The 19336-nt window shown below is 49.0% G+C and carries 18 protein-coding genes and 1 tRNA gene; 10 read left to right on the top strand and 9 right to left on the bottom strand.

The window, feature by feature from the left end; genetic code table 11:
* Positions 1–55 precede the first annotated feature (55 nt).
* The 3 genes from B0I18_RS10410 to B0I18_RS10400 all read left to right on the top strand — a co-directional run bounded on the left by B0I18_RS10410 (position 56) and on the right by B0I18_RS10400 (position 4719).
* Complete coding sequence (locus tag B0I18_RS10410) at positions 56–2956, top strand: sensor histidine kinase (RefSeq protein ID WP_106522648.1); 2901 nt, start codon at positions 56–58, stop codon at positions 2954–2956.
* Positions 2916–3680 (top strand): LytR/AlgR family response regulator transcription factor, encoded by a 765-nt coding sequence (locus B0I18_RS10405; protein WP_106522647.1) that lies wholly within the window; start codon positions 2916–2918, stop codon positions 3678–3680. The genes B0I18_RS10410 and B0I18_RS10405 overlap by 41 nt, the downstream gene beginning before the upstream one ends.
* A gap of 109 nt (positions 3681–3789) precedes the next feature.
* Positions 3790–4719, top strand: coding sequence for a T9SS type A sorting domain-containing protein (locus tag B0I18_RS10400; RefSeq protein WP_106522646.1), 930 nt, complete (start codon positions 3790–3792; stop codon positions 4717–4719).
* A 252-nt stretch (positions 4720–4971) separates the two neighbouring features.
* Here B0I18_RS10400 and B0I18_RS10395 read toward each other — a convergent pair whose 3' ends face one another.
* The 3 genes from B0I18_RS10395 to B0I18_RS10385 all read right to left on the bottom strand — a co-directional run bounded on the left by B0I18_RS10395 (position 4972) and on the right by B0I18_RS10385 (position 7887).
* Positions 4972–5322: an immunity 51 family protein gene (locus tag B0I18_RS10395; RefSeq protein WP_106522645.1), complete on the bottom strand. Its 351-nt coding sequence runs from the start codon at positions 5320–5322 to the stop codon at positions 4972–4974.
* A gap of 299 nt (positions 5323–5621) precedes the next feature.
* Positions 5622–6815, bottom strand: a complete 1194-nt coding sequence (locus B0I18_RS10390; RefSeq protein WP_106522644.1) for a threonine aldolase family protein — start codon at positions 6813–6815, stop codon at positions 5622–5624.
* Between the two features lie 73 nt (positions 6816–6888).
* Positions 6889–7887 (bottom strand): App1 family protein phosphatidate phosphatase, encoded by a 999-nt coding sequence (locus B0I18_RS10385; protein WP_106522643.1) that lies wholly within the window; start codon positions 7885–7887, stop codon positions 6889–6891.
* Positions 7888–7918: 31 nt separating this feature from the next.
* Between B0I18_RS10385 and B0I18_RS10380 the strand changes: the two genes are divergently transcribed.
* Positions 7919–8824 (top strand): diacylglycerol/lipid kinase family protein, encoded by a 906-nt coding sequence (locus tag B0I18_RS10380; protein ID WP_106522642.1) that lies wholly within the window; start codon positions 7919–7921, stop codon positions 8822–8824.
* Between the two features lie 54 nt (positions 8825–8878).
* Here B0I18_RS10380 and B0I18_RS10375 read toward each other — a convergent pair whose 3' ends face one another.
* The gene (locus tag B0I18_RS10375) at positions 8879–9241 is read right to left on the bottom strand and encodes a VOC family protein (RefSeq protein WP_106522641.1); all 363 of its coding nucleotides are present in this window, start codon (positions 9239–9241) and stop codon (positions 8879–8881) included.
* Positions 9242–9717: 476 nt separating this feature from the next.
* Between B0I18_RS10375 and B0I18_RS10370 the strand changes: the two genes are divergently transcribed.
* Genes B0I18_RS10370 through B0I18_RS10360 form a run of 3 tightly spaced genes read left to right on the top strand, consistent with a single transcriptional unit; the run spans position 9718 to position 12426 of the window.
* Complete coding sequence (locus tag B0I18_RS10370) at positions 9718–10911, top strand: glycosyltransferase family 87 protein (protein ID WP_181358419.1); 1194 nt, start codon at positions 9718–9720, stop codon at positions 10909–10911.
* Positions 10908–11660: a glycosyltransferase family 2 protein gene (locus B0I18_RS10365; protein ID WP_106522639.1), complete on the top strand. Its 753-nt coding sequence runs from the start codon at positions 10908–10910 to the stop codon at positions 11658–11660. Before B0I18_RS10370 ends, B0I18_RS10365 begins: the two co-directional genes overlap by 4 nt.
* A complete protein-coding gene (locus tag B0I18_RS10360) occupies positions 11623–12426 on the top strand; it encodes a polysaccharide deacetylase family protein (RefSeq protein WP_106522638.1) in 804 nt (267 codons plus the stop codon). Before B0I18_RS10365 ends, B0I18_RS10360 begins: the two co-directional genes overlap by 38 nt.
* A 47-nt stretch (positions 12427–12473) precedes the next feature.
* Here the strand turns inward: B0I18_RS10360 and B0I18_RS10355 are convergent, their stop codons facing one another.
* Positions 12474–13835, bottom strand: a complete 1362-nt coding sequence (locus B0I18_RS10355) for a T9SS type A sorting domain-containing protein (RefSeq protein ID WP_106522637.1) — start codon at positions 13833–13835, stop codon at positions 12474–12476.
* 800 nt (positions 13836–14635) lie between these two features.
* Positions 14636–14708 (bottom strand) — tRNA-Thr (locus tag B0I18_RS10350).
* Between the two features lie 234 nt (positions 14709–14942).
* Between B0I18_RS10350 and B0I18_RS10345 the strand changes: the two genes are divergently transcribed.
* Positions 14943–15152: a hypothetical protein gene (locus B0I18_RS10345; RefSeq protein ID WP_106522636.1), complete on the top strand. Its 210-nt coding sequence runs from the start codon at positions 14943–14945 to the stop codon at positions 15150–15152.
* 71 nt (positions 15153–15223) lie between these two features.
* Here B0I18_RS10345 and B0I18_RS10340 read toward each other — a convergent pair whose 3' ends face one another.
* Positions 15224–15526, bottom strand: coding sequence for a hypothetical protein (locus B0I18_RS10340; RefSeq protein WP_106522635.1), 303 nt, complete (start codon positions 15524–15526; stop codon positions 15224–15226).
* 37 nt (positions 15527–15563) lie between these two features.
* A complete protein-coding gene (locus B0I18_RS10335) occupies positions 15564–16163 on the bottom strand; it encodes a GNAT family N-acetyltransferase (protein WP_106522974.1) in 600 nt (199 codons plus the stop codon).
* A gap of 229 nt (positions 16164–16392) precedes the next feature.
* Between B0I18_RS10335 and B0I18_RS10330 the strand changes: the two genes are divergently transcribed.
* Both B0I18_RS10330 and B0I18_RS10325 read left to right on the top strand, forming a co-directional pair.
* Entirely contained in the window at positions 16393–16911 is a 519-nt protein-coding gene (locus B0I18_RS10330; protein WP_106522634.1) for a T9SS type B sorting domain-containing protein, read from the top strand.
* Positions 16912–17021: 110 nt separating this feature from the next.
* Entirely contained in the window at positions 17022–18167 is a 1146-nt protein-coding gene (locus tag B0I18_RS10325; RefSeq protein ID WP_146146713.1) for a hypothetical protein, read from the top strand.
* Positions 18168–18247: 80 nt separating this feature from the next.
* On the opposite strand, the gene B0I18_RS10320 is transcribed toward B0I18_RS10325, so the two are convergent.
* Positions 18248–19129 (bottom strand): DUF1266 domain-containing protein, encoded by an 882-nt coding sequence (locus tag B0I18_RS10320; protein WP_106522632.1) that lies wholly within the window; start codon positions 19127–19129, stop codon positions 18248–18250.
* Positions 19130–19336 lie beyond the last annotated feature (207 nt).

Genomic DNA, 19336 nt, shown 5'->3' with positions numbered 1-19336 from the left:
GCAACTGTTATGAAAGCTGAAAAAAATACAATACTTTACCCCTAAATATGTTCCCGTGCGCTCCCTTTTTCTCGTATACTGCCTGATCCTGTTATCTGTACGGGGAGCATTTGCCCAGGAGTATAGCTATATGCACTACGATACCAAAGACGGGCTCAGCGGCGCTACTGTATATGCCATTGCGCAGTCTGCAGACGGCTTTATCTGGTTCGGCACCGAGACGGGGCTAAGCCGCTTCGACGGTAAAAGCTTCAAGACCTTTACGATGAAGGAGGGCCTGACCAGCAATGAAGTACTTGGCCTGTATACCGACTCCCGGGAGCGGATATGGCTTATCCCTTTTGGCTCTTCAATCAGCTACTATTTCCGTGGAAAGATATACAGCCGGGACAATGACCCCGTTTTAAAAGGCATAAAGTTAGGGTCGCTTGTTACCGGGCTTTGTGAAGATGACAAAGGCAACTTAGTGATACAGGCTGCCTACCAGACCTACGTGGTTAACCCGGCCGGCAGGATCGCTTACTACGCCTCCGGGGTACATAATCCCGAGGCCGTTTTCGACGAACAGCATGCATTCTACCTTACCCGGTCCCAGTTCCTGCCCAACCTGCTCCGGCTTCCGGCCCGGGTAAGACAGCAGGTTAAGCCCGACTGGTTTTGTGAAGTAAGTGCCCGCACTGCAGCGGGTTGCACCTATCTTTTCAGGAGCGGGGATACGATCCGGGTTATGGACAACTCCGGCACAGGGAGGCAGGAGTACCTGCCCCACAACTCCTCCTTCAAATTTATAGATAGCACCACATTTGCCGTATTCAACAAGACAGCGGGCGTACTGCTCCTGGATAAAGATGATGCAACACTACGGCACCGCTATTTTACGGATTATACCATAAATGATGCCATCAGGGACCGGGAAGGTAACCTCTGGTTCGCGACCAAAGGCTGCGGTGTATTTAAAATAAACAGCAACCGGTTCAAAAACCTGTTTGCCGTAAACGACAAGGGTACCTCCTATATCCGCGATATACACCAAATGGGCTCCGGCATATACGTAGGCGGGCACAATGACCGGTACTGGAAATTCGATGCGGTAGACGACCGTTTCTTCCACCGGGAGATTGAGAACAAACCCCGCCTTTTTTCACCCGGCCGTTCGTTCCTGCAACACTTACCCGACAAGGCCTTTATCAATTGCGGCAGTTCCGACTTCCTGGGCCTAAAGCGGTATTGGACCGGCATGGTCGATAAGCCCAAAACCGCGCAGGTAATGGGCGATACCCTGCTGATCGCCGACATTACGGGCGCCTACTTCCTGTACCACAACAAGCGGCTACCAGACCCGGTTTACAGGGGCCGCACCACCTGTGCTTACCGCCTCGGCGATACCTGCTTTATAGGCACCTTCGAAGGCCTGTACGGCGTAGGCCCGGACCGTATTGCCCGGCCACTCGGCACAGCCATACCGGCCTTCAGGAAACACATCAGCTTTTTTGCGGAAGGAGCAGACAGCATACTCTGGATCGGCACTTACGGCGAGGGGGTATTCGGGTATAAAGCCGGCAGGATCGTAGCCAGCTTTAACCAACAGAACGGGCTCAGCAGCAGTCTTTGCCGTTGTCTTTTTTACACGGACCACAAACTCTGGGTAGGCACCGAAAAGGGGATCAACAAAATTGACGTCCGTCCGGGCGTATACAAGATCGAAAGCAGTATTACCGCCGCCGACGGTTTGAACTCTGATATCATCAATACCATATACAGCAGCGGGCATATCGTTTATGTCGGCACGCCTGTCGGCGTTACAGTATTCGACGAACGCAATATGGCGACCCGCGGCATACCCGGTCTGAACATGACCGGCATAACCGTATCCGGCCGGGCGCTCGACCCTTTAAATACCGACATCCAATTGCCCCACGACGACAACAATATTACGTTCGAATACTCGGGCATCTCTTTCCTCTCCGAAAAAAACATAGTCTTCCGGTACCGCATACTTGGCCTGGGCGACCAATGGCAAAGCACCAGGGAGCAAACGCTCAGTTACCCCTCGCTGCCATCGGGAGATTATACACTGCAACTGGTGGCGGTAAATAAATTCGGGGAGAAGAGCCGCCCGCTGGAGCTGCGCTTCACGATAGCTAAAAGCATACCGGAGCTGCTCTGGTTTAAAATTTCCATCGCGGCTATCGCATTACTGCTGGTGGGGCTGGTCGTGGCTTACTTTAATCGAAGCAGGCACAGGAAGGCAACCCGCGACCTGGTGACCCATCAAAAAATGATGGTATTGGAACAGATGGCGCTGAGGGCGCAAATGAATCCCCATTTTATATTCAATTGCCTCAATGCAATGCAGCAGTACATCCTGGAGGGCGATATCGAAAAAGCGAATTTCTACCTGTCGCAATTTGCAGCGCTGGTACGCGATACACTGGATAATGCCACCCGGGTCTTTATTTCGCTCGCCGAAGAAATAAAATACCTGACCAGTTATATTGCACTCGAACGCATGCAGTTCGAAGACCGGTTCGACTATACGGTTACGCTGAGCCACGGCATAGATCCGCAACGGGTAAACATCCCGAATATGGTATTGCAGCCTTATGTCGAGAATGCCATCAAACACGGAATCGGCCCGCTTAAGGAGAGCGGTAGACTGTCGGTCGTGTTTAACCGGCTGGAATCGGAACAACTGCTGGAATGCATTATAGAAGATAATGGCGCCGGCATAAAAAACAGCGGAACCAAAGGCGGGGAGCGGCAGTTCCCGGCCAAAGGTATGTCTATAACCGACAAACGCATACAGACGCTCAACCAGCTATACCCGCAGGAGCAACCCATACAGATACGGATTGAAGACTTAACCGGGCAACCCGACGGCCCCGGAACGAGGATAACTATTTATTTCCCATTTTATGAAGATCAGGACCATAATCATCGACGACAAGACAGCTAATATAACCACGTTGAGTAAGCTGCTGACCCTATACTGCCCGCAGATCGAGCTCTGCGCCACCGCCGAAAATATTACGGAGGGGTATAACGCCATCGTTGCACTGCAACCGGCACTCGTCTTCCTGGACATCGAAATGCCCGATGGCAGCGGGTTTGACCTGCTCAGCAAATTCGACAACCCCGGCTTCGCAGTGATCTTTACCACGGCCTACAACCAATATGCAATACGCGCCTTCCGCGAGCGTGCACTCGATTACCTGTTAAAACCCATCGTTATAGACGAGCTCCGGCAGGCTGTTTCGAAAGCAAGCCAACAAGCCGGTTTACAACAAAAACATGCAGACCTCGAACAGCATTTACAACGCTTGCAAGCCGCACAGCTCGGCAAGATCAGCATACCGGTACTGGACGGTTATTTGTTTATCAACCAGCAGGACATTATCCGGTGTGAAGCCTCGCGCAGTTATACTCATTTTTTTATGGCCGACGGCCGCAAGCTGGTGGTAAGCCTGCATTTAAAAGAATGCGAAGGCCTATTGTCCCACGGACCGTTTTTCAGGGTACACCATTCCCACATTATAAACCTCCAGTATATTGTCCGGTATACCAAAGGCAGGGGCGGGTATGTGCAGATGACGGATAACAGCATCGTAGAGGTAGCGGCCAGCAAAAAAGAAGCATTCCTGGAACTGATAAAAACAGGGCTGCGCGACAGATCTGCATAACGGTATACCAGGACCGCGCAATAGTAAACCGGCCAGCATCGCACGGTTTTATTTTTTCAACTTACATGAAGATCAGGAAATTTATTACGAATCATTAAATGACTTTACGATGAAAAAATTATTGTGTTTCTTGCCCGCCGTCTTTTTAGTCGCTGCCCTGCAGGCCCAGACCTATATCCCTTTCCCCACTTCGAATACGATATGGCGGGAACAGTTTTGCCGTACGGCCACCGATCCCTATACCACGCATAACTATGGGCTGACCAACAGCGATACCCTCATCAACAATCTCACCTACCACAAGCTGTACCTGTCGGCCGACACTATTTTCCAAGTTGCGGAATGGATAGGCAGCATTCGCGAAGACAGCTTTAAACGCGTGTATTACCGGCCCGCAGGCCAGGTAACGGGCGGTAGCGAAAGCGATAAGCTGCTTTACGACTTCTCGTTACAGTTGGGCGATACCCTGCCTGCCAATGCGCATAACGGGCTCAACAATTGGATGGTAACCATGCGGGTTACCCAGGTAGATTCGATCAACATTAACGGCACCTATCACCGGCGCATCACCTTCGACTGGCCCAGGACCTCCTGGGTGGAAGGGGTTGGCAATAATATCCGCGGCCTGTTGTACTACTCTGGCACCTGGCCCAATAACGGGCAGTGGAACGACCTGATATGCCTGGGCAGGGAGGGCAGTTGGGTATTGCATAATACCAATAGTACAGCCCCGCCTTTTGCACCACTTCCCGCCTGTAACCAGGACCTGGTGGGCATCAGGAGCCACGAATTGCCACTAGGCGCTATTACCTTTCACCCCTTACCTTTAGTTACCACCAGCAGCGTGTACCTAACCGGCGAAGGGCGGCTACACACGATGGAGATCTACGACATAACAGGCCGGAAAATAAAGACCTGTACTGCGGCAGCCAATGGCCGGGTTATCCTTTACCGCGATGATTACAAACCCGGTATTTACCTGTACCGCCTGTACAACGATAAAGGACAAAGAGCCTCCGGTAAGTTTGTCGTACAATAAAAGTTGTACTACGATCTTATATCTGACATCCAACATCTAACCCCTCACATCCCATATCTAACATCTAATATCTGACATCTAATCTCTCACATCTAATACCTAACATCTCACATCTAATACCTAACATCTCATATCTAATACCTAACATCTCATATCTAATATCTCAATTCTCATATCTAATATCTCAATTCTCATATCTAATATCTCAATTCTCACATCCCATATCTAACATCTCACATCCAGCACCCGGCATCAATCCAGCTCCGCCCTGGAAAACAGGTCCCGGATCAGGGCTTCATTTTCGCAGGCTGCTTTAAAGGACACGATAAAATCTTCGAGTGCAGCGGCATCCGATGCATAGGCGCAGAACATACCTGCTTCGGGATCGAAATGTACCACATCCACCAGTTGGGGCTTTTGCTCGGTTAAGAACACATCGGCCAGCGAGGCCCAGTCGTAACCATTACCTTCAAAACCTTCTTCAGCGCGGGTATCGAAGATTTCATTTTTGTAATCGCCTGCATTAAGGCATACGGATACACTATTTTCGTGCTCCACCCAGAAGAAGGGTTTGATCGTTTCTTTCAATTGATTGGCTTCCATTTTATGTTCTTGTTTTTAAGGTGATCCGGCATGAGCGCCGCAGATCAAAGATAAAGCCGCCGGGAGCAGCAGGCGCCGGCGGGTATGCTATCTTTTTGCAAAAAAAGTATTTCTATCGACCTTATGAAAACACTACTTTTTCTGCCTATCGCCGGAGCAAGCAGGTATTGAGTATTGGGTATTGAGTATTGAGTATTGATTTTTTAGCTGCATTAAGATAAAAAGCAAGCAATTCATTGCTGCCTCACTGCAAGATCAATATTGACAGGCATTGTAAGTATTAATACGTTTGCCTCGCCCTACCCCTTCGCAAAAACCATGGCATCTTTAAAAGCAGTCACGATTTGTGCATTGTCGCGGCGCAGTAAGGTGGGGTTTACTTTAAAGATCGCCATACCATCTTCGGTTCGTGGCTGACTGAAAACAATATTGTGTTCCTTGCGCAAACGCTGTCCCAGCTTAACGGTATCGACACCGCTCAGCTTTACCAAACTGATATTGCTGCCGCTGGGTATAGGTTGCACGTTAAAACCCTTGATACGGTTGAGTTCGGGATAAAGGGCTTCTGCTTTGCTCTTTACCTGTTGCTGCACGGCATCGATATCCTGCAGGTGATGCAGGGCCATAGCCGCCGAAGGCCAGTTGGTAAAGATGCCGCCGCCGTGGATCTTGACAAGATGATGCATTTTATCGATCACGGCCTTATCGCCGCACAGCACGGCGCCGCCGGTTGCCCCCAGGTATTTGTACAGGCACAGGTATACCGTATCGAAGTATTGCGCATAATCCCGTACACTGGCGCCGGTATAGGTACAGGCCACATGCAGCCTGGCGCCGTCGAGGTGCATCTTGTACCCCTGCGCCTTACAATAAGCCGACAGCTTCCGGATCTCCTCCAGCGGAAATACCTGGTTGTCGCAGCGCCGCACCGGCGTTTCTACACATACCACACCCACACCAGCTTCAAAAGCCTCGCCCGAACGGTGTTCAGCCACAGAGGCCTGCAGCGCTTCGAGGTTGTACCAGGCCTTGCCCTTACCCAGGGGAATGAGCCGCTGGTTGAAAAGGGTCTGCGCAGCATCAGCCTCATCGCGGTAGATATGACTGGCCTCCTGTACAAAGGCTTTGGTATGATCGCCACGCAATACCCGTATGGCCAGTTGATTGGCCAGGGTGCCCGAAGGCATATAAATAGCGGCTTCTTTACCGGTCATGGTGGCACAGTGCTGCAGCAGGCGGGCCATGGTACCATCTTCCGCATAGGCATCGCGTTCGATGGGCGTAGCAGACTGTATCTGTTGCAGCTTATCCAGGAAATCGCCCGGACGGTAAAAAATACCGTCATTGATAAAGTAGACCGCTTCGCTGTCTTTGAATGCAGCGCGGGTGGCTACGGTTTGTGCCAAAGCGGCTACAGGAGCCGATCCTGCGAGCAGCGGCAGGGCCAGCAATCCCGAAGATTTCAGGAAATCACGGCGTTTGATAGTGTACATAGGTTATTTTTTTCAGGTAACCGGGAAGGATGAAATTAAGAAGTTACGGCCATATTGCGCCTGCAAAAATCGTTTAAGCACGGTCGATCAAGCCGGTTTTGCGGCCATGTGTTACCGCCTCTGCACTGTGTACGAAGAGACAGGTGCGGATACCTTTTGCCTCGAGCGCCGCTAAAACACCCCGGGTATAGTTTGTTTTAGAAGCCCTTACATCGCGGATATAAACGGCATATACCTGTCCCGGGTAAGACGCCGCCACCCTGCGGTAGAGCTCCGGGTCCTGCTGCGAATTATCGCCGATCAATACAAATTGTTGCCGGGGAAAGGTATCGAGAATACGGAAAATATGTTCCAGTTTGCCTTCGTGCCCGGTCTTGCCCGTAACGAGTAGCTGGTACCATCGTTTTATACGGTTCAGTACAAAAGCGCCATCGGGCAACCCGTTACGCCGGAAGATCATGCGGAGATAATCGTACAGGTTCCACTCACTGCTGGACACGTAGAACATGGGGTTAAGCACATCGTCCTGCCCGGTATGCGCAAGGCTGAGCAACCGGTAATGGGCCGCGGTCTCAACAAAAATGCGCCGGGCCGAAGGCGGTCTTACCAATAGTTCGTACAACCGGCGCAGTACCGTAGCCGAATAGGACCGCAACACCGTATCGTCGATATCGGAGATAAAAGCATACTGGGTAATATGCGGCACAAATACACCACCGGTACCGGTACTGGTAATATTACCGGTAGGATCGAGGGAAACCACGCTTACTTCGTGCCAGCCTGCAGCCAGCTCCAGCTCCGAAGCCCATTCAAAACGGAAGAAGCCGTCGGAGCGGCTTTGCCCACCGATTACCTGTCCGTAAAAATGTAACTGTAAAGTAACATCCGGTAAAGGCCGCACAAAAAAGAGCAACAGCAGGCGGATAAAATTAGGCAGCAGCCCCTTTTTGCCGGCAACGGGGGCATAAGGTTGTTTACGGAATACATGCCCGCAGACCACCAGGCTGCCGGTGTGCCCGTAGCCCTGGTAAACTTTCAGGTATGGTTTTTGTTTTCTGTCTGAGCCGGCCATGCCTTGCTTTTTTTTAATACACAACGAATAGATGACAACGACCACGATAACACCCAAACCTAAATTATTGTTTATAATCAATGAAGGCTCGGGCAACCAGGATATAGACTTTGGCAAAGCGATCGACGATTTCTTTAGCAATAAACCCGGCATACCCGTAGAAAAGATACAGCTGCAACAGCCCATCGACTGCGATGCCCTGGAGGCCCGTATCAAAGCCAGCAATGCCGGTACGGTAATAGCCGTAGGCGGCGATGGCACGATTAAACTGGTGGCCGGCATGATTACCGGTACGGATATGGCTTTGGGCATACTGCCTGCCGGTTCGGCCAATGGCATGGCCCGCGAGCTGGGCATTCCACCCGACCCGGTTAAAGCCCTGGAACTGATCTGTAACGGACAGCCAAAAGCTATCCACATGACCCGGATCAATAACGAGCTGTGTATCCACCTGGGCGATATCGGCTTTAATGCCTTTATCGTAAAGAAATTTGAAACCCTGGGCCAGCGCGGTATATGGGGTTATGTAAAAGCCGCCTGGAAGGTATTGTGGCAGCATAGCCGCATGCAGGCCGAGTTCCACATCGAGGGCAAACAGATACAACGCGCCGCCGTAATGATCGTTATTGCCAATGCCACCAAATACGGTACCGGCGTAACCATTAACCCGCTGGGACGGCTGGACGATGAGTTTTTTGAAATAGTGATTATCCGGAAGATCTCCGTGCTCGAGATCCTGAAGATGAACCTGACCCGCCTGCCGCTGAACGCAAAAAAAACGGAAGTATACCAGGCCCGGTCGGTCGAGATCCGGTCGCGTAAAAAAGTGCATTTCCAGGTAGACGGCGAATACCTGGGCAAGACCAACCACCTGTCTGCCGAGATCCTGCCGGCATCTATCCGGGTAATTTATCCCGGCACTGAGCCCCATGCCTGAGCCCGCCTCGCAAGGAAGATATTATCCTCGAAAGGCGCCGCCTGCCTGTATATTTCAGGAAATGGCAATGCCATGCCCGAATACGAGTACATTACCGTCTTTATCTTCCAGGGCAAAATCGCGCATCCCATAAGGCCGGTCGGCGGGAGCGACCAGCACATGAGCGCCTTTGCTCATGATATCACGATGATAGTCGTCGACCTCGTCGCAAAACACGCAGACATGTCCGCCGCCTACAGGGCGTTTAAGCCCTTGTTCGCCGGCATCGGAAAGATGAAGCAAGACCTTGCCAAACTGTAAGCCGGCATAACCGCCATAACGGAAGTCGGGACTAAAACCCAATACTTCGGTATAATAAGCTATAGCAGCCTCGAGGTCGCTGACATGAAAAACAACAGCAGCACAATCTGGGATCATAGGATTATTTTTAAAGGGTGAACGACCGGGGACGGGAACCGCCCGCCCGGTAGGCCTGACAATAATACATTATTTTCGGGCTTTAGATCGCTGATAAGTCAAATTAAACTGCAAGGAATAAGGCAAATCCCACCCAGCCAACACTACATAATTTTTCAAGCGGCCGGCTGTATTAAGTAATGCCCGCCCGGCAATAAAAAATGTACCTACAATTATTACCACTACATTAAATAATGCTGCTGAGCAGCCGGAATCGTTGTCATGTGCATCTTTTCCGGGAGCCCTTTAACCATGCATTAACGCAGTTCTGAGGGTTTGGCCGCCTGCTTTTAAGGGACCTATAATTTCCGAATATCTTTTATGATATATTTGCACCATAAACCAATAAGAACAACAATAAACTAGAATTTACTGCGTTTCAATGGGCATAAAAGTCTCCCTTAAGCAGTGTGTGAAGCATAATGCGTCTGTGTTTCATGCATATTAACTGCTTGGGCAACAACCTGTACCTGCAGCTTTCCACCATGAACTCAATATTGTTAAAGGCAAAGGCATTTTTCCTGCAACACAAAACACTTGCCTTTTTGTACTTCGCGATTGCCCTGCTCTCCAGCATCCAGCTGCTCGTTGCGGACCAGAATAATAATTTCTATATATTCCGGGCCTCTTCGCAGCACCTGCTCCGCGGACTGCCTTTGTATATCGAATACCCTAAAGAGTATTTCGACTTCTTCTATTACCACCCGGTTTTCCCGGTGCTGTTTTTACCCTTTTCACTGCTGCCGCTCTACCCCAGCCTGGTGCTGTGGCTGTTTTGTACGGCGGCTACCTGTTATTTCCTGTTCCGGAAAATACCGCTGCCGAAGGAAAAGGTGTCCATCTTCCTCTTCCTGATGATCTTCGATGTGCTCAACAACCTGAACCATACGCAGACCAACCCCTTTATCCTTGCCTTTATGCTGCTGGCCTGGGTCCTGATGGAGAAGGAAAAATTCTTTACCGCCGCCTTATTTATCACCCTTTGTTTTCTGATTAAAGGGTATGGGGGTATTATCGCTTTGCTTTGTCTATACTACCGGAACTGGTGGAAAATGATCTTTTATGGCCTGTTCTGGTTCCTGGCGCTCAATGCGCTGCTGCTGCTGTTTATTAGCCCATCTATGATCGTGCAATACTACACCGACTGGCTGGCGGTAATATCGGGCAATGGTATCAAAGAAAGTTATTCGGTATATGGATTATTAAAAAACATGCACGAGAACCTGCCCGAAGGTTATATCCTGGGCAGCGCACTCGCTATACTCGGCGCATTCCTGTCGATGCAATACTTTATACCCGCAAGGCAAAAGAGCCATATCGTGGCCTTCCTGCTGATCTGGGTAATCGTATTTAACCGGGCCGCGGAATCAGCCACCTATATTTTTGCCATAGCCGGCTGTATCATCTGGTACCTGAGCCGGCCCGCCAATAAAATTTCTTCTGTTTTATTCTGGGTTACGATACTTATCTCGTCTATAATACCAACAGATATCTCTGATGCCTTTGACCACTTCCGGTACGATAACTACCTGAAGTGTATCCTTTGCCTCCTGGTTATGGCCGATATGTTCGTTTATACCATAGGTGCTTTAAGAAACAGCATTGTAGCAAGAAAAACTGTTGAATTATGATGCTCGATCTTGTTGTACCTTTTTACAATCCCCAGCCGGGATGGGAGCAAAAATTTGTCCGGCAATACCTCGCCCTTGTTGAACGCTATTTCGGCGGCAACCGGGAGGCGATCCATGTCATCATTGTAAACGACGGTTCTAAAAACCGCTTTACGGCGCTGGAGGTCGATTACCTGAAAAAACATATTCCCCACCTTAAAGCCTTATGCTACGAAGAAAATAAAGGCAAGGGCCATGCCCTGAGGACAGGAGTAGCGCATGCCATTACTGACTACTGTATCTATTCCGACAACGACTTTCCTTTTGGCCTGGAAGTAATCCCCGCTATGCTGCAGGAACTGCAAAACGGCGCCGATATCGTTACCGGTCGCAGAACCCGGGGCAACTACTACGAAGCCCTGCCCCTGAAACGCAAACTGGTATCGAAAGGCCTGGAGCTCGTCAACAAACACGTGTTGCGCCTGCCTGTAACCGATACCCAGGCCGGCATTAAGGGTTTTAATAAATACGGAAGGGCCTTGTTTCTCAAAACCCGTACCGAACGTTTCCTGTTCGATATGGAGTTTATTATGATCGCCGGCAGGATCCGCGACCTGGTTATCCGGGAGCTGGATGTGAATATAACCGAAGAGACCCGGCTCAGCGATTTCAGCCGTAGAATATTGCAACAGGAATGCACCAACCTGGTTAAAATCATTTTAAGAAAAAAACATGCAAAGCAGTCGAAGGAAGATCTTATTCAGCGTTGATCTCGAAGAGTTCGATATCCCTGAAGAACATGGGACCCGGCTGCCGCTTGATACCAAACTGGCTGTAAGCCTCGAAGGAATGCGCAACCTGGATAACCTGATGCAACAGCACCAGGCTACCGCGACCTTGTTTACTACGGCCTTCTGGGCCTCGCATCATACGGACTATGTACGCGAACTGGCGCAACAGCATGAGATTGCATCCCATACTTTTTACCACGACCGCTTCGAGCCCGGAGACCTGGAACGGTCCAGGACACTGCTGTCTGACATTTCGGGACAGGAGATACAGGGGCTGCGCATGCCGCTGATGCAGACTGTAGATCTTAAAGCGGTAAAAGAAGCCGGTTATATTTACGACTCCTCCCTGCACCCCACCTGGATACCCGGGCGGTACAACAACCTGAACAGTCCGCGCAAACTCTTTTACAATAAAGAAGGCTTATGGATACTGCCAGCCAGCGTAACGCCGGTGCTGCGTATCCCGGTATTCTGGCTGGCCCTCAAAAACCTGCCCCTGGCGCTTTACAAAAGTCTTTGCCGGCAGATCCTGGAGAAGGACGGTTATATCGTGTTGTATGTACACCCCTGGGAGTTTACCGACCTCAGCCGGTTTAAGCTACCGCTTATTACCCGTCGTATCGATGGCGCCGCGCTTACCGATCGCCTCGGGCACCTGTTCGGCTACCTGCAAAAACAGGGAGCCGTATTCGAAACCCATGCCGGGCTCGTGGCCACGCAACAGGCGCTGAGCCTGCCCTTATAAAACAAAGGTCGTAGCACGATGCTACGACCAGGTGAGCGCGTCTCTTCTTATATAACCGTTATTTTTTTCACAACTATTTCTGTTCCTTTGTACAGTTTCATCAGATAAAGTCCCTTTGCAGATTTTTTCAAATTGACCGCTTCAATTTTCCGGGTATTAACAGGTTTCCGATAAACTTCTATACCGTTCATATTGCAGATCACCATCTCTGAATAGGTAGCTTTTTCATCAAAAATGATATTGAATTCCCCGGCACTGGGGTTAGGGTAAACGGTAAAGTCTTCTTTCGATTTCACATTCAAATCGTATACCTGTGTGGGATTGCCATTGGGATCATATCTTACAATATATTTAGATGCCGGGTTATCGAGATAATACCCTCCGGCATACAGGTTATTCAGCGTATCCAGCGTTACTGCCGTTATGCGCCTGTTGGCGTTTAATACCGAAGAAGAATTGCCTCCAAACTCCTGCCACTGGTTATTGACAAGCTTCGTTAAATGAGTAACATAATTGCCATTTTCAAGAGGTATTCCCAGGCAATATAGATTATCATTCCGGTCCACATATAAAGTTCCCAAATAATTAAGCGGGTTCGCATCGCCCACCTGCGACCAACTCACATTATCCCATTTAAGAATGTACGGCACCCATTGATTACCTACGGAACGGGTACAGCAAATAATCAGGTTATTGTTATTATCGACAATCGCAGATCGTATATCGCCATTCATCACCGGATCCATTAGTTTTTGCCAGGCTGTACCGTCCCAGTATTGTATAAAGAAATTATTATTGCTACTGTCGCGAAAATAGCCATACAGGTATATTCTGCCGTTATGGTCTACAACACCTCCATAAGGATGCCCAAATTGACTGTTCTCGGAAAACAAATGACCGAGCTGACTCCAGGAAGTGCCATTCCATTGCACAAGTATATTTTTCCGCTCCAAGCCACGAGCTCCGGCAGCGTAGATATTCTCGTTACGGTCTGTAAAAACCAGGAGATTCGGATTAGGAGTAAAAAACGTGTCATTGATAAGTTTCTCCCAGTTTGCACCATTCCAACGTTCTATCTCCTGTGTAATCCAGTTACCGGTCGGCGCTATTGGCATAGCTCCGGAAATATACAGCTTTCCCGATGGCGACCCGCAAAAGCTGCCCATAGATGCGACTAATGAGTATTGGGGTAAGGTAGTCCAATTGTTACCGTCCCAGTAAAGAACAGAAGGATTATCATTCTGAATTCCATACCCAATGGCGTATACACTGTTTGGAGAATAGCCGATAAGTCCCCTGGTATCCTGCTGAAGCAGATTATTATGATCGGGCAGGTTTACCCAATTCTGGGCCTCGGAATGATAAGACAACAAAGCAAAAAAACAAACAAAAAGCAGATTTGATTTCATAGGATTAAATAGGTGATGATCAGTTGTAAATATTGTTATTCAAAAGCTTTAAGACGAAAAAAAAGGAAATTCCGGATCAAGCGTAATTTCTGGGGGATTCTTTTTCTAAGGTCGGTCGATTGTATGGCTTGCGCGTCTATATTTAATTAAGGTCTCGCGGCGGCGCGGATCTCGCAGCGAGCAAAAAAGAAAAATCCTGATATCCCCGCAATGTCCGTAAGGCCCACTACGCAGTTCGTATTGGGAATTATAGGCTGCATCAATAGCGGCGCTGCGACACAGCGAACCTGCGTATATTGGTCGTAACATATGGCCATCAACCGCGTAGGGATGCTTTGCTCAACACCCATTACATAACCTGCCGGGACATCAAGACAGGAAACAACCAAACATACCGACCTTTAGAAAAAGGGCGTCAATAAACCGCGTAGCGCTCATGAGCACCAATGAGAAAATAAAAATACAGCGAATAAATGCTACAGGACACCGTATAGAAAGAAATACAGTTCCCACAGTCTGGCCCTGTACTTTAGTTCGCTTGTCATTCCTTCGTCCATTTTTTACTACTGCCCGGACTTATTTCTTTTAGGTGTACAAGGCATTTTTAGCACTTTTTCTACAGTCTTGATTTTTGCTTCTTTGTATTAAGACAAAGAAGAATAAAAAAATCAGGGTAAGTATCGCAGAGTCCCCCAACTTTTCCGCTTGATCCGAAATTCCCCAACGGCTCCCGCTTGATCCCCAAACAAGCAAAAGGCCCTAAAACAAAAAAAGCAAAGCGATTGCTTTGCTTTTTTCTGAGCCACTTGCCGGATTCGAACCAGCGACCTACTGATTACAAATCAGTTGCTCTACCAACTGAGCTAAAGTGGCCTTTCCCTTCATCCTGGCGGTATGTACCGTCATTTGAGGAGTGCAAAAGTAAACATCATTTTTAAATTTCCAAAAAAATCAGGCATAATCCGGTAATTTTTTTCTGTTCCTGGTCGTGCTAACCAACTGGTATACATGACTCCTGCCTGGTTATTAATTTTTTTTTACCAATTGCGGCATCAACAAAAAATATGCATGATCTGTTGACCTACCAGACAACAAAACATACAGATTATGAAAAGGACCGTAATTGTTACCGCCATACTTGCTGCCACGGGATTGTTAGGCGCCTCCTGTAATAAAGATTATGATTGTGTATGCCGGGTAAACGGTACAGAAACGAATCGTTATTCTGTCCGCGAAAAAACAAAAAATGCTGCGGAAGATGAATGTAACAAAAAGCAATCGTCGCTGGGTGTTACCTACCAGTGCGCTATCGAATAACCATATCGCTTTCGCGGGCGGGAACATTGCAGACCCGCGAAAGCTTTAGTTTTATCCTTGTTCTATCCGGATCAGCGCATCCGCAGCTTTTCCAGTATAGCGGTAGAGAACATATCGGCAGACATGCCGTAACCTGCTACCAGGATACCTTTCAACCCTGCCTTGGATGCGATCGCATATACGGTTGCTTCATCTCCCGGATCGGTATTGCCCTCGTAACGGTAAATATCCACGATCTCGAAATCGTCGGCATGAATCTTATCGGTGGCACAGATAATGCAATCCCCCTCGATATTAAAATCGTGATCAAAGCCTTGCTGGCGCAGTTGCTCTATAGCCTGCGATACAGTAGCATAGTGCACTTTTTTTTCCATGTTCATTATATTTTAGTTCCCCGGGTCGCCGGGCAGGTTAGTTCATTTTATGTTGCAAGCGTTCTTTTACAACGCTATGCCATTCTGCTTTCAATATACTCAGCACCGTACTATCCCGGCGCGTACCTTCCGCGGTAAAGCCATTACTGCGCAAAACGCCTTCCAGTGTACAACCTATGCTTTTCATCGCCGCTATGCTTTTTTCATTGCGACTGTCGGCACGGAATTCAACACGTTCTATTCCCATTTGTTCGAAAGCAAATTGCAACAGCAGGAATTTACAATGCTTATTGAGCCCGGTGCCCTGGAAGGCACGCCCATACCAGGTATAACCCAATTGCAGGCATTTTTGCGTTAGTTGTATGTCGTAAAAACGGCTGGTGCCGGCATAAGCTTTTTCCCGTTTATCATAAATAATAAAGGGATACTCTTTTTGCGCTTTCCGGGCCGCAAGCGCCAGGTCGATATAGTTGCGCAATTGCGCTGCGCCCGAAGCCTGCACCAGCGAAAATTGCCACAACTCCGGCTCCTGCAGGGAGAAGGGCAGCAAGCGGTCATAATCCTGGCTATTCAACGGGCAAAGCAGTGCCCTTTCGTTCTCGAGCACATAGTCTGCTTCAAATTCAAAATTGATCATAAAGCGTGGTAATATAGGGGGTAATTGCCTTTTCCTGCTGCAGGGGCATCCGGTTTCAAAGGTAAACAAAAACAGGTAAGCACCTTGTTTATTACCGCTTTCAAAAAAATACTGCGCCCTGTTTCTTTGTAAAAATATTTCCCATATCATATTTAAGTCAATTATTTTTCAACGGGATTTTTCAACGTATATTTTTACTAATATTGCGCCAGCAATAAATTATGCTTTTATGCGCCCGGCAATACAACTCACAACGCTGCTTGTAATCACACTATTCCTCTTTTCCCGTTGCAATAAAGACGACGACTTTCTCCCTTCCTGGAAATGCAACCTGCAGGAGCAGGAGCTGCCTGCAGGAGATAACGCCAGGCTCTTTGTGCCCAATGCCTTTACGCCCAACGGCGACGGGCTGAACGACATCTTCGTGCCCTTGTACAGTTCCGTTACCCATATCAACTTCACGGTCTACGACAACCAGGGCAATGTGCTGTTCCAAACATCGGAACGCGGTAAAGGATGGGACGGGCTTTCCAAATCAGGAACGCAATATACTATTATCCATTATGCGGTGGAAGCGGTATCGGCTGCCGGCAACCGCATAGCCCGCTGTGGCTCCGCTTACCGGCTGCAATGCGTACCCAAAGGGGTTTTGAGAAACAACCTGATCTTCAGCGATCAATTCGATCCTGCTATGCCCGAAGGTTACCTGAAAAATACCACGCGGGAACAACTCCCCGATTGCCAGTAAGCAAGCAAATAATATACGCGGTACTGCCCTGCAGTACCGCTTTTTTTATGCCCCTGATAAAGCATAGACCCGTACAGGCGCTATCTTTGTTATACGATAAACATAAACCTATGTCCCTCTTTACGAAAACCGGCATGATCTGTTGCCTCCTGCTGCTGGCCCTGCCCGGGCGGGCCCAGGAGTATGCCTACCTGCACGGCACCATTGGCGCCTACCCGGTCGCCATGCGCATCTCCTGTTATAACGATACCGACTGCGGCGATACCCGTTACTATTATAAAAAGATGCTTAAAGACATCGTACTGGAGGGCAGCAGGGATGGAAAACATTATATACTGCGTACCTCCGAGTATGGTACAGAGCCCCGGGAGACCTTCGACCTCAACGAACAGGCCGACCACTCCTTTACCGGCACCTGGTCGGCAGGCAATAAGAAGCTGCCCGTTAAGCTACAGCCGCTTCGTAAAACAGATGTGCGCACCGTACCTGCTTTTGTAAAGAACAGCGACAACGAAGGCCTCTCCGATCCTTATGAATACCTGCGGGCCTCAAACCTGTTGCTGGTAAGGGATTCGGTAATCCGGTACAAGAACAAAGAGTTCGTATGGTTCCGGGAGAAAGCATCGGACATGAGCCTGTTCAGGCTGGGTAACGGTTTTAGCCCGGAGCAGTTGAAAAAGATCAATCCTTTGCTGGACGAGATACAACTGACCGAAGCGATGAACCAGATGAGCTGTAGCGGTTTTTCGGGAGGCAGTATCGACTTTACAGTCAATATCAGCTACCTCGACGAACACCTGCTGGGTTTCCGTATTTTTTCGTCCTGGTTTTGCGGCGGCGCGCATCCCGACTTCGGCGGCCAGGGCTACCTGCTGGAGCTTAATACCGGCAAGCAATTCGACCTGGATGATATACTCGCCTTCGATACCTCGGCGGTTTCCGAAGCCCGGGGCGGGTTTGACCGCTTCAGTGACTACAGGAATAATTTTTTTGCGCCCAAAATGCTGGAGCTGATGACGCAGGCGCAGGGTTTTGAAAAACCCAAAGAAGAGGAGGAAGATCAATGTGATTATACCGACACGGAAATATGGGATTACCCCTCCTGGGAGTTCGGGGAAGAAGGCATCTCCTTTACTCCCATCTTTGGCCGCGCCATGCGGGCCTGCGAAGAGGCCTTCCTGCTTACATTTGAGCAATTGAAGGCCTATAAAAATCCTAAGTTTCCCTATAATTTCCCTACCGTAAAAAAGCAGTAGGCACCACACCGGCATCCCGGTAATCATAACACAGCCCGCATGAAAAACATGCGGGCTGTGTTATTAAGGATTTTGTACGTCTATTTAAATGCAAGGTATTTATACAGGCTGTAATCACCCTGTTGCATGGCGCTGGCGACACTGTTGAAATCGTTGCCGTCTTTTTTACCACCGGTCCAGAACAGGCGTCCCAGGTTGAAATCCTTGAAATAGGTATCCCAGTTATCATAGTGCTGGCGGGCTACCGGCGTGGCTTTGCTCAGCCATACAATAGCTTCGTCGCTGCTCAGGTAATCAGCCTGAAAAGCAATACAGATATTATTGACATACCGTGCCAGGTCCCAGGCTTTGATACCGGCCTTACTGAAAGCGGCATAGTTATCCTTAACCACCTGGAGCCTCGCGGTTGTTTCTTTACCCTTATCCAGGGCGTATTTTTTCAGGTCGATCTTACCGATATCGGCAGTATTGCCGCCGTTTTCTTCCAATGCCTTGTGGTAAGCGGTATACACCTCCTGGTGCCCTTCGTTCAGCAACCAGTTCAGCGATTTTTCCAACTCCTCTTTATTTTTAATATCCCACCATTCCTTAAGCGTAGCGCGGGCTTCGGCGCCACCAGGATCGTCTTCTTTCTTAAAAGGAAATACAAAGTATTTGACGTAGGCCGTTTCCAGCTCAGGTACAAAACCGGCTTCGCCCGGTTGCTTATGTACTTCGGGTTTGATCATCTGGTTGAATACCCGATCAGGACCGCCATAACCATTAAAGAAATAGATACCGCCCAGCATAAAGGGATAAATCTTCTCGTCCTGTACGGTTTCGGATTTGGCAGCAGTAGCGTTGGCCGCTGTGCCTGGTGTATCGGCTGTTTTAGCCGCATCACCGGTTGAAGAGGAGCCACAGGAACTGAAGGCAGCAGCAGCGGTAATACCCAATACGGCGCAGGTAGTCTTAAAATTCATATATACAAGGGTTTAATAAAAAATGAGCAAATGATTAAGCGGCTGTAAAAATAAGCAGGTAAGGCGCAAATACCCGCCAGGAGCATGCTGCAGCCCGGCTTTTAGCTAATTTATAACAAAAGACCGCGGAGCAATGCCGGCATCATCTTTAACAAGCAACTTAACCAATAAATTATAGCAAGGGCTTTAAAGAGTAAAAAAAATAAT

Origin of the sequence: Taibaiella chishuiensis (assembly GCF_003014535.1) — a bacterium.
Taxonomy (GTDB): domain Bacteria; phylum Bacteroidota; class Bacteroidia; order Chitinophagales; family Chitinophagaceae; genus Taibaiella; species Taibaiella chishuiensis.
This window is presented reverse-complemented; position numbering and strand designations above follow the sequence as displayed.

Bases quoted from the DNA above. Each gene is read 5' to 3' on its own strand.
- B0I18_RS10405 (WP_106522647.1), top strand. From the start codon at position 2,916: ATGAAGATCAGGACCATAATCATCGACGACAAGACAGCTAATATAACC.
- B0I18_RS10400 (WP_106522646.1), top strand. From the start codon at position 3,790: ATGAAAAAATTATTGTGTTTCTTGCCCGCCGTCTTTTTAGTCGCTGCC.
- B0I18_RS10395 (WP_106522645.1), bottom strand. From the start codon at position 5,322: ATGGAAGCCAATCAATTGAAAGAAACGATCAAACCCTTCTTCTGGGTG.
- B0I18_RS10390 (WP_106522644.1), bottom strand. From the start codon at position 6,815: ATGTACACTATCAAACGCCGTGATTTCCTGAAATCTTCGGGATTGCTG.
- B0I18_RS10385 (WP_106522643.1), bottom strand. From the start codon at position 7,887: ATGGCCGGCTCAGACAGAAAACAAAAACCATACCTGAAAGTTTACCAG.
- B0I18_RS10380 (WP_106522642.1), top strand. From the start codon at position 7,919: ATGACAACGACCACGATAACACCCAAACCTAAATTATTGTTTATAATC.
- B0I18_RS10375 (WP_106522641.1), bottom strand. From the start codon at position 9,241: ATGATCCCAGATTGTGCTGCTGTTGTTTTTCATGTCAGCGACCTCGAG.
- B0I18_RS10370 (WP_181358419.1), top strand. From the start codon at position 9,718: ATGCATATTAACTGCTTGGGCAACAACCTGTACCTGCAGCTTTCCACC.
- B0I18_RS10365 (WP_106522639.1), top strand. From the start codon at position 10,908: ATGATGCTCGATCTTGTTGTACCTTTTTACAATCCCCAGCCGGGATGG.
- B0I18_RS10360 (WP_106522638.1), top strand. From the start codon at position 11,623: ATGCAAAGCAGTCGAAGGAAGATCTTATTCAGCGTTGATCTCGAAGAG.
- B0I18_RS10355 (WP_106522637.1), bottom strand. From the start codon at position 13,835: ATGAAATCAAATCTGCTTTTTGTTTGTTTTTTTGCTTTGTTGTCTTAT.
- B0I18_RS10345 (WP_106522636.1), top strand. From the start codon at position 14,943: ATGAAAAGGACCGTAATTGTTACCGCCATACTTGCTGCCACGGGATTG.
- B0I18_RS10340 (WP_106522635.1), bottom strand. From the start codon at position 15,526: ATGGAAAAAAAAGTGCACTATGCTACTGTATCGCAGGCTATAGAGCAA.
- B0I18_RS10335 (WP_106522974.1), bottom strand. From the start codon at position 16,163: ATGATCAATTTTGAATTTGAAGCAGACTATGTGCTCGAGAACGAAAGG.
- B0I18_RS10330 (WP_106522634.1), top strand. From the start codon at position 16,393: ATGCGCCCGGCAATACAACTCACAACGCTGCTTGTAATCACACTATTC.
- B0I18_RS10325 (WP_146146713.1), top strand. From the start codon at position 17,022: ATGTCCCTCTTTACGAAAACCGGCATGATCTGTTGCCTCCTGCTGCTG.
- B0I18_RS10320 (WP_106522632.1), bottom strand. From the start codon at position 19,129: ATGAATTTTAAGACTACCTGCGCCGTATTGGGTATTACCGCTGCTGCT.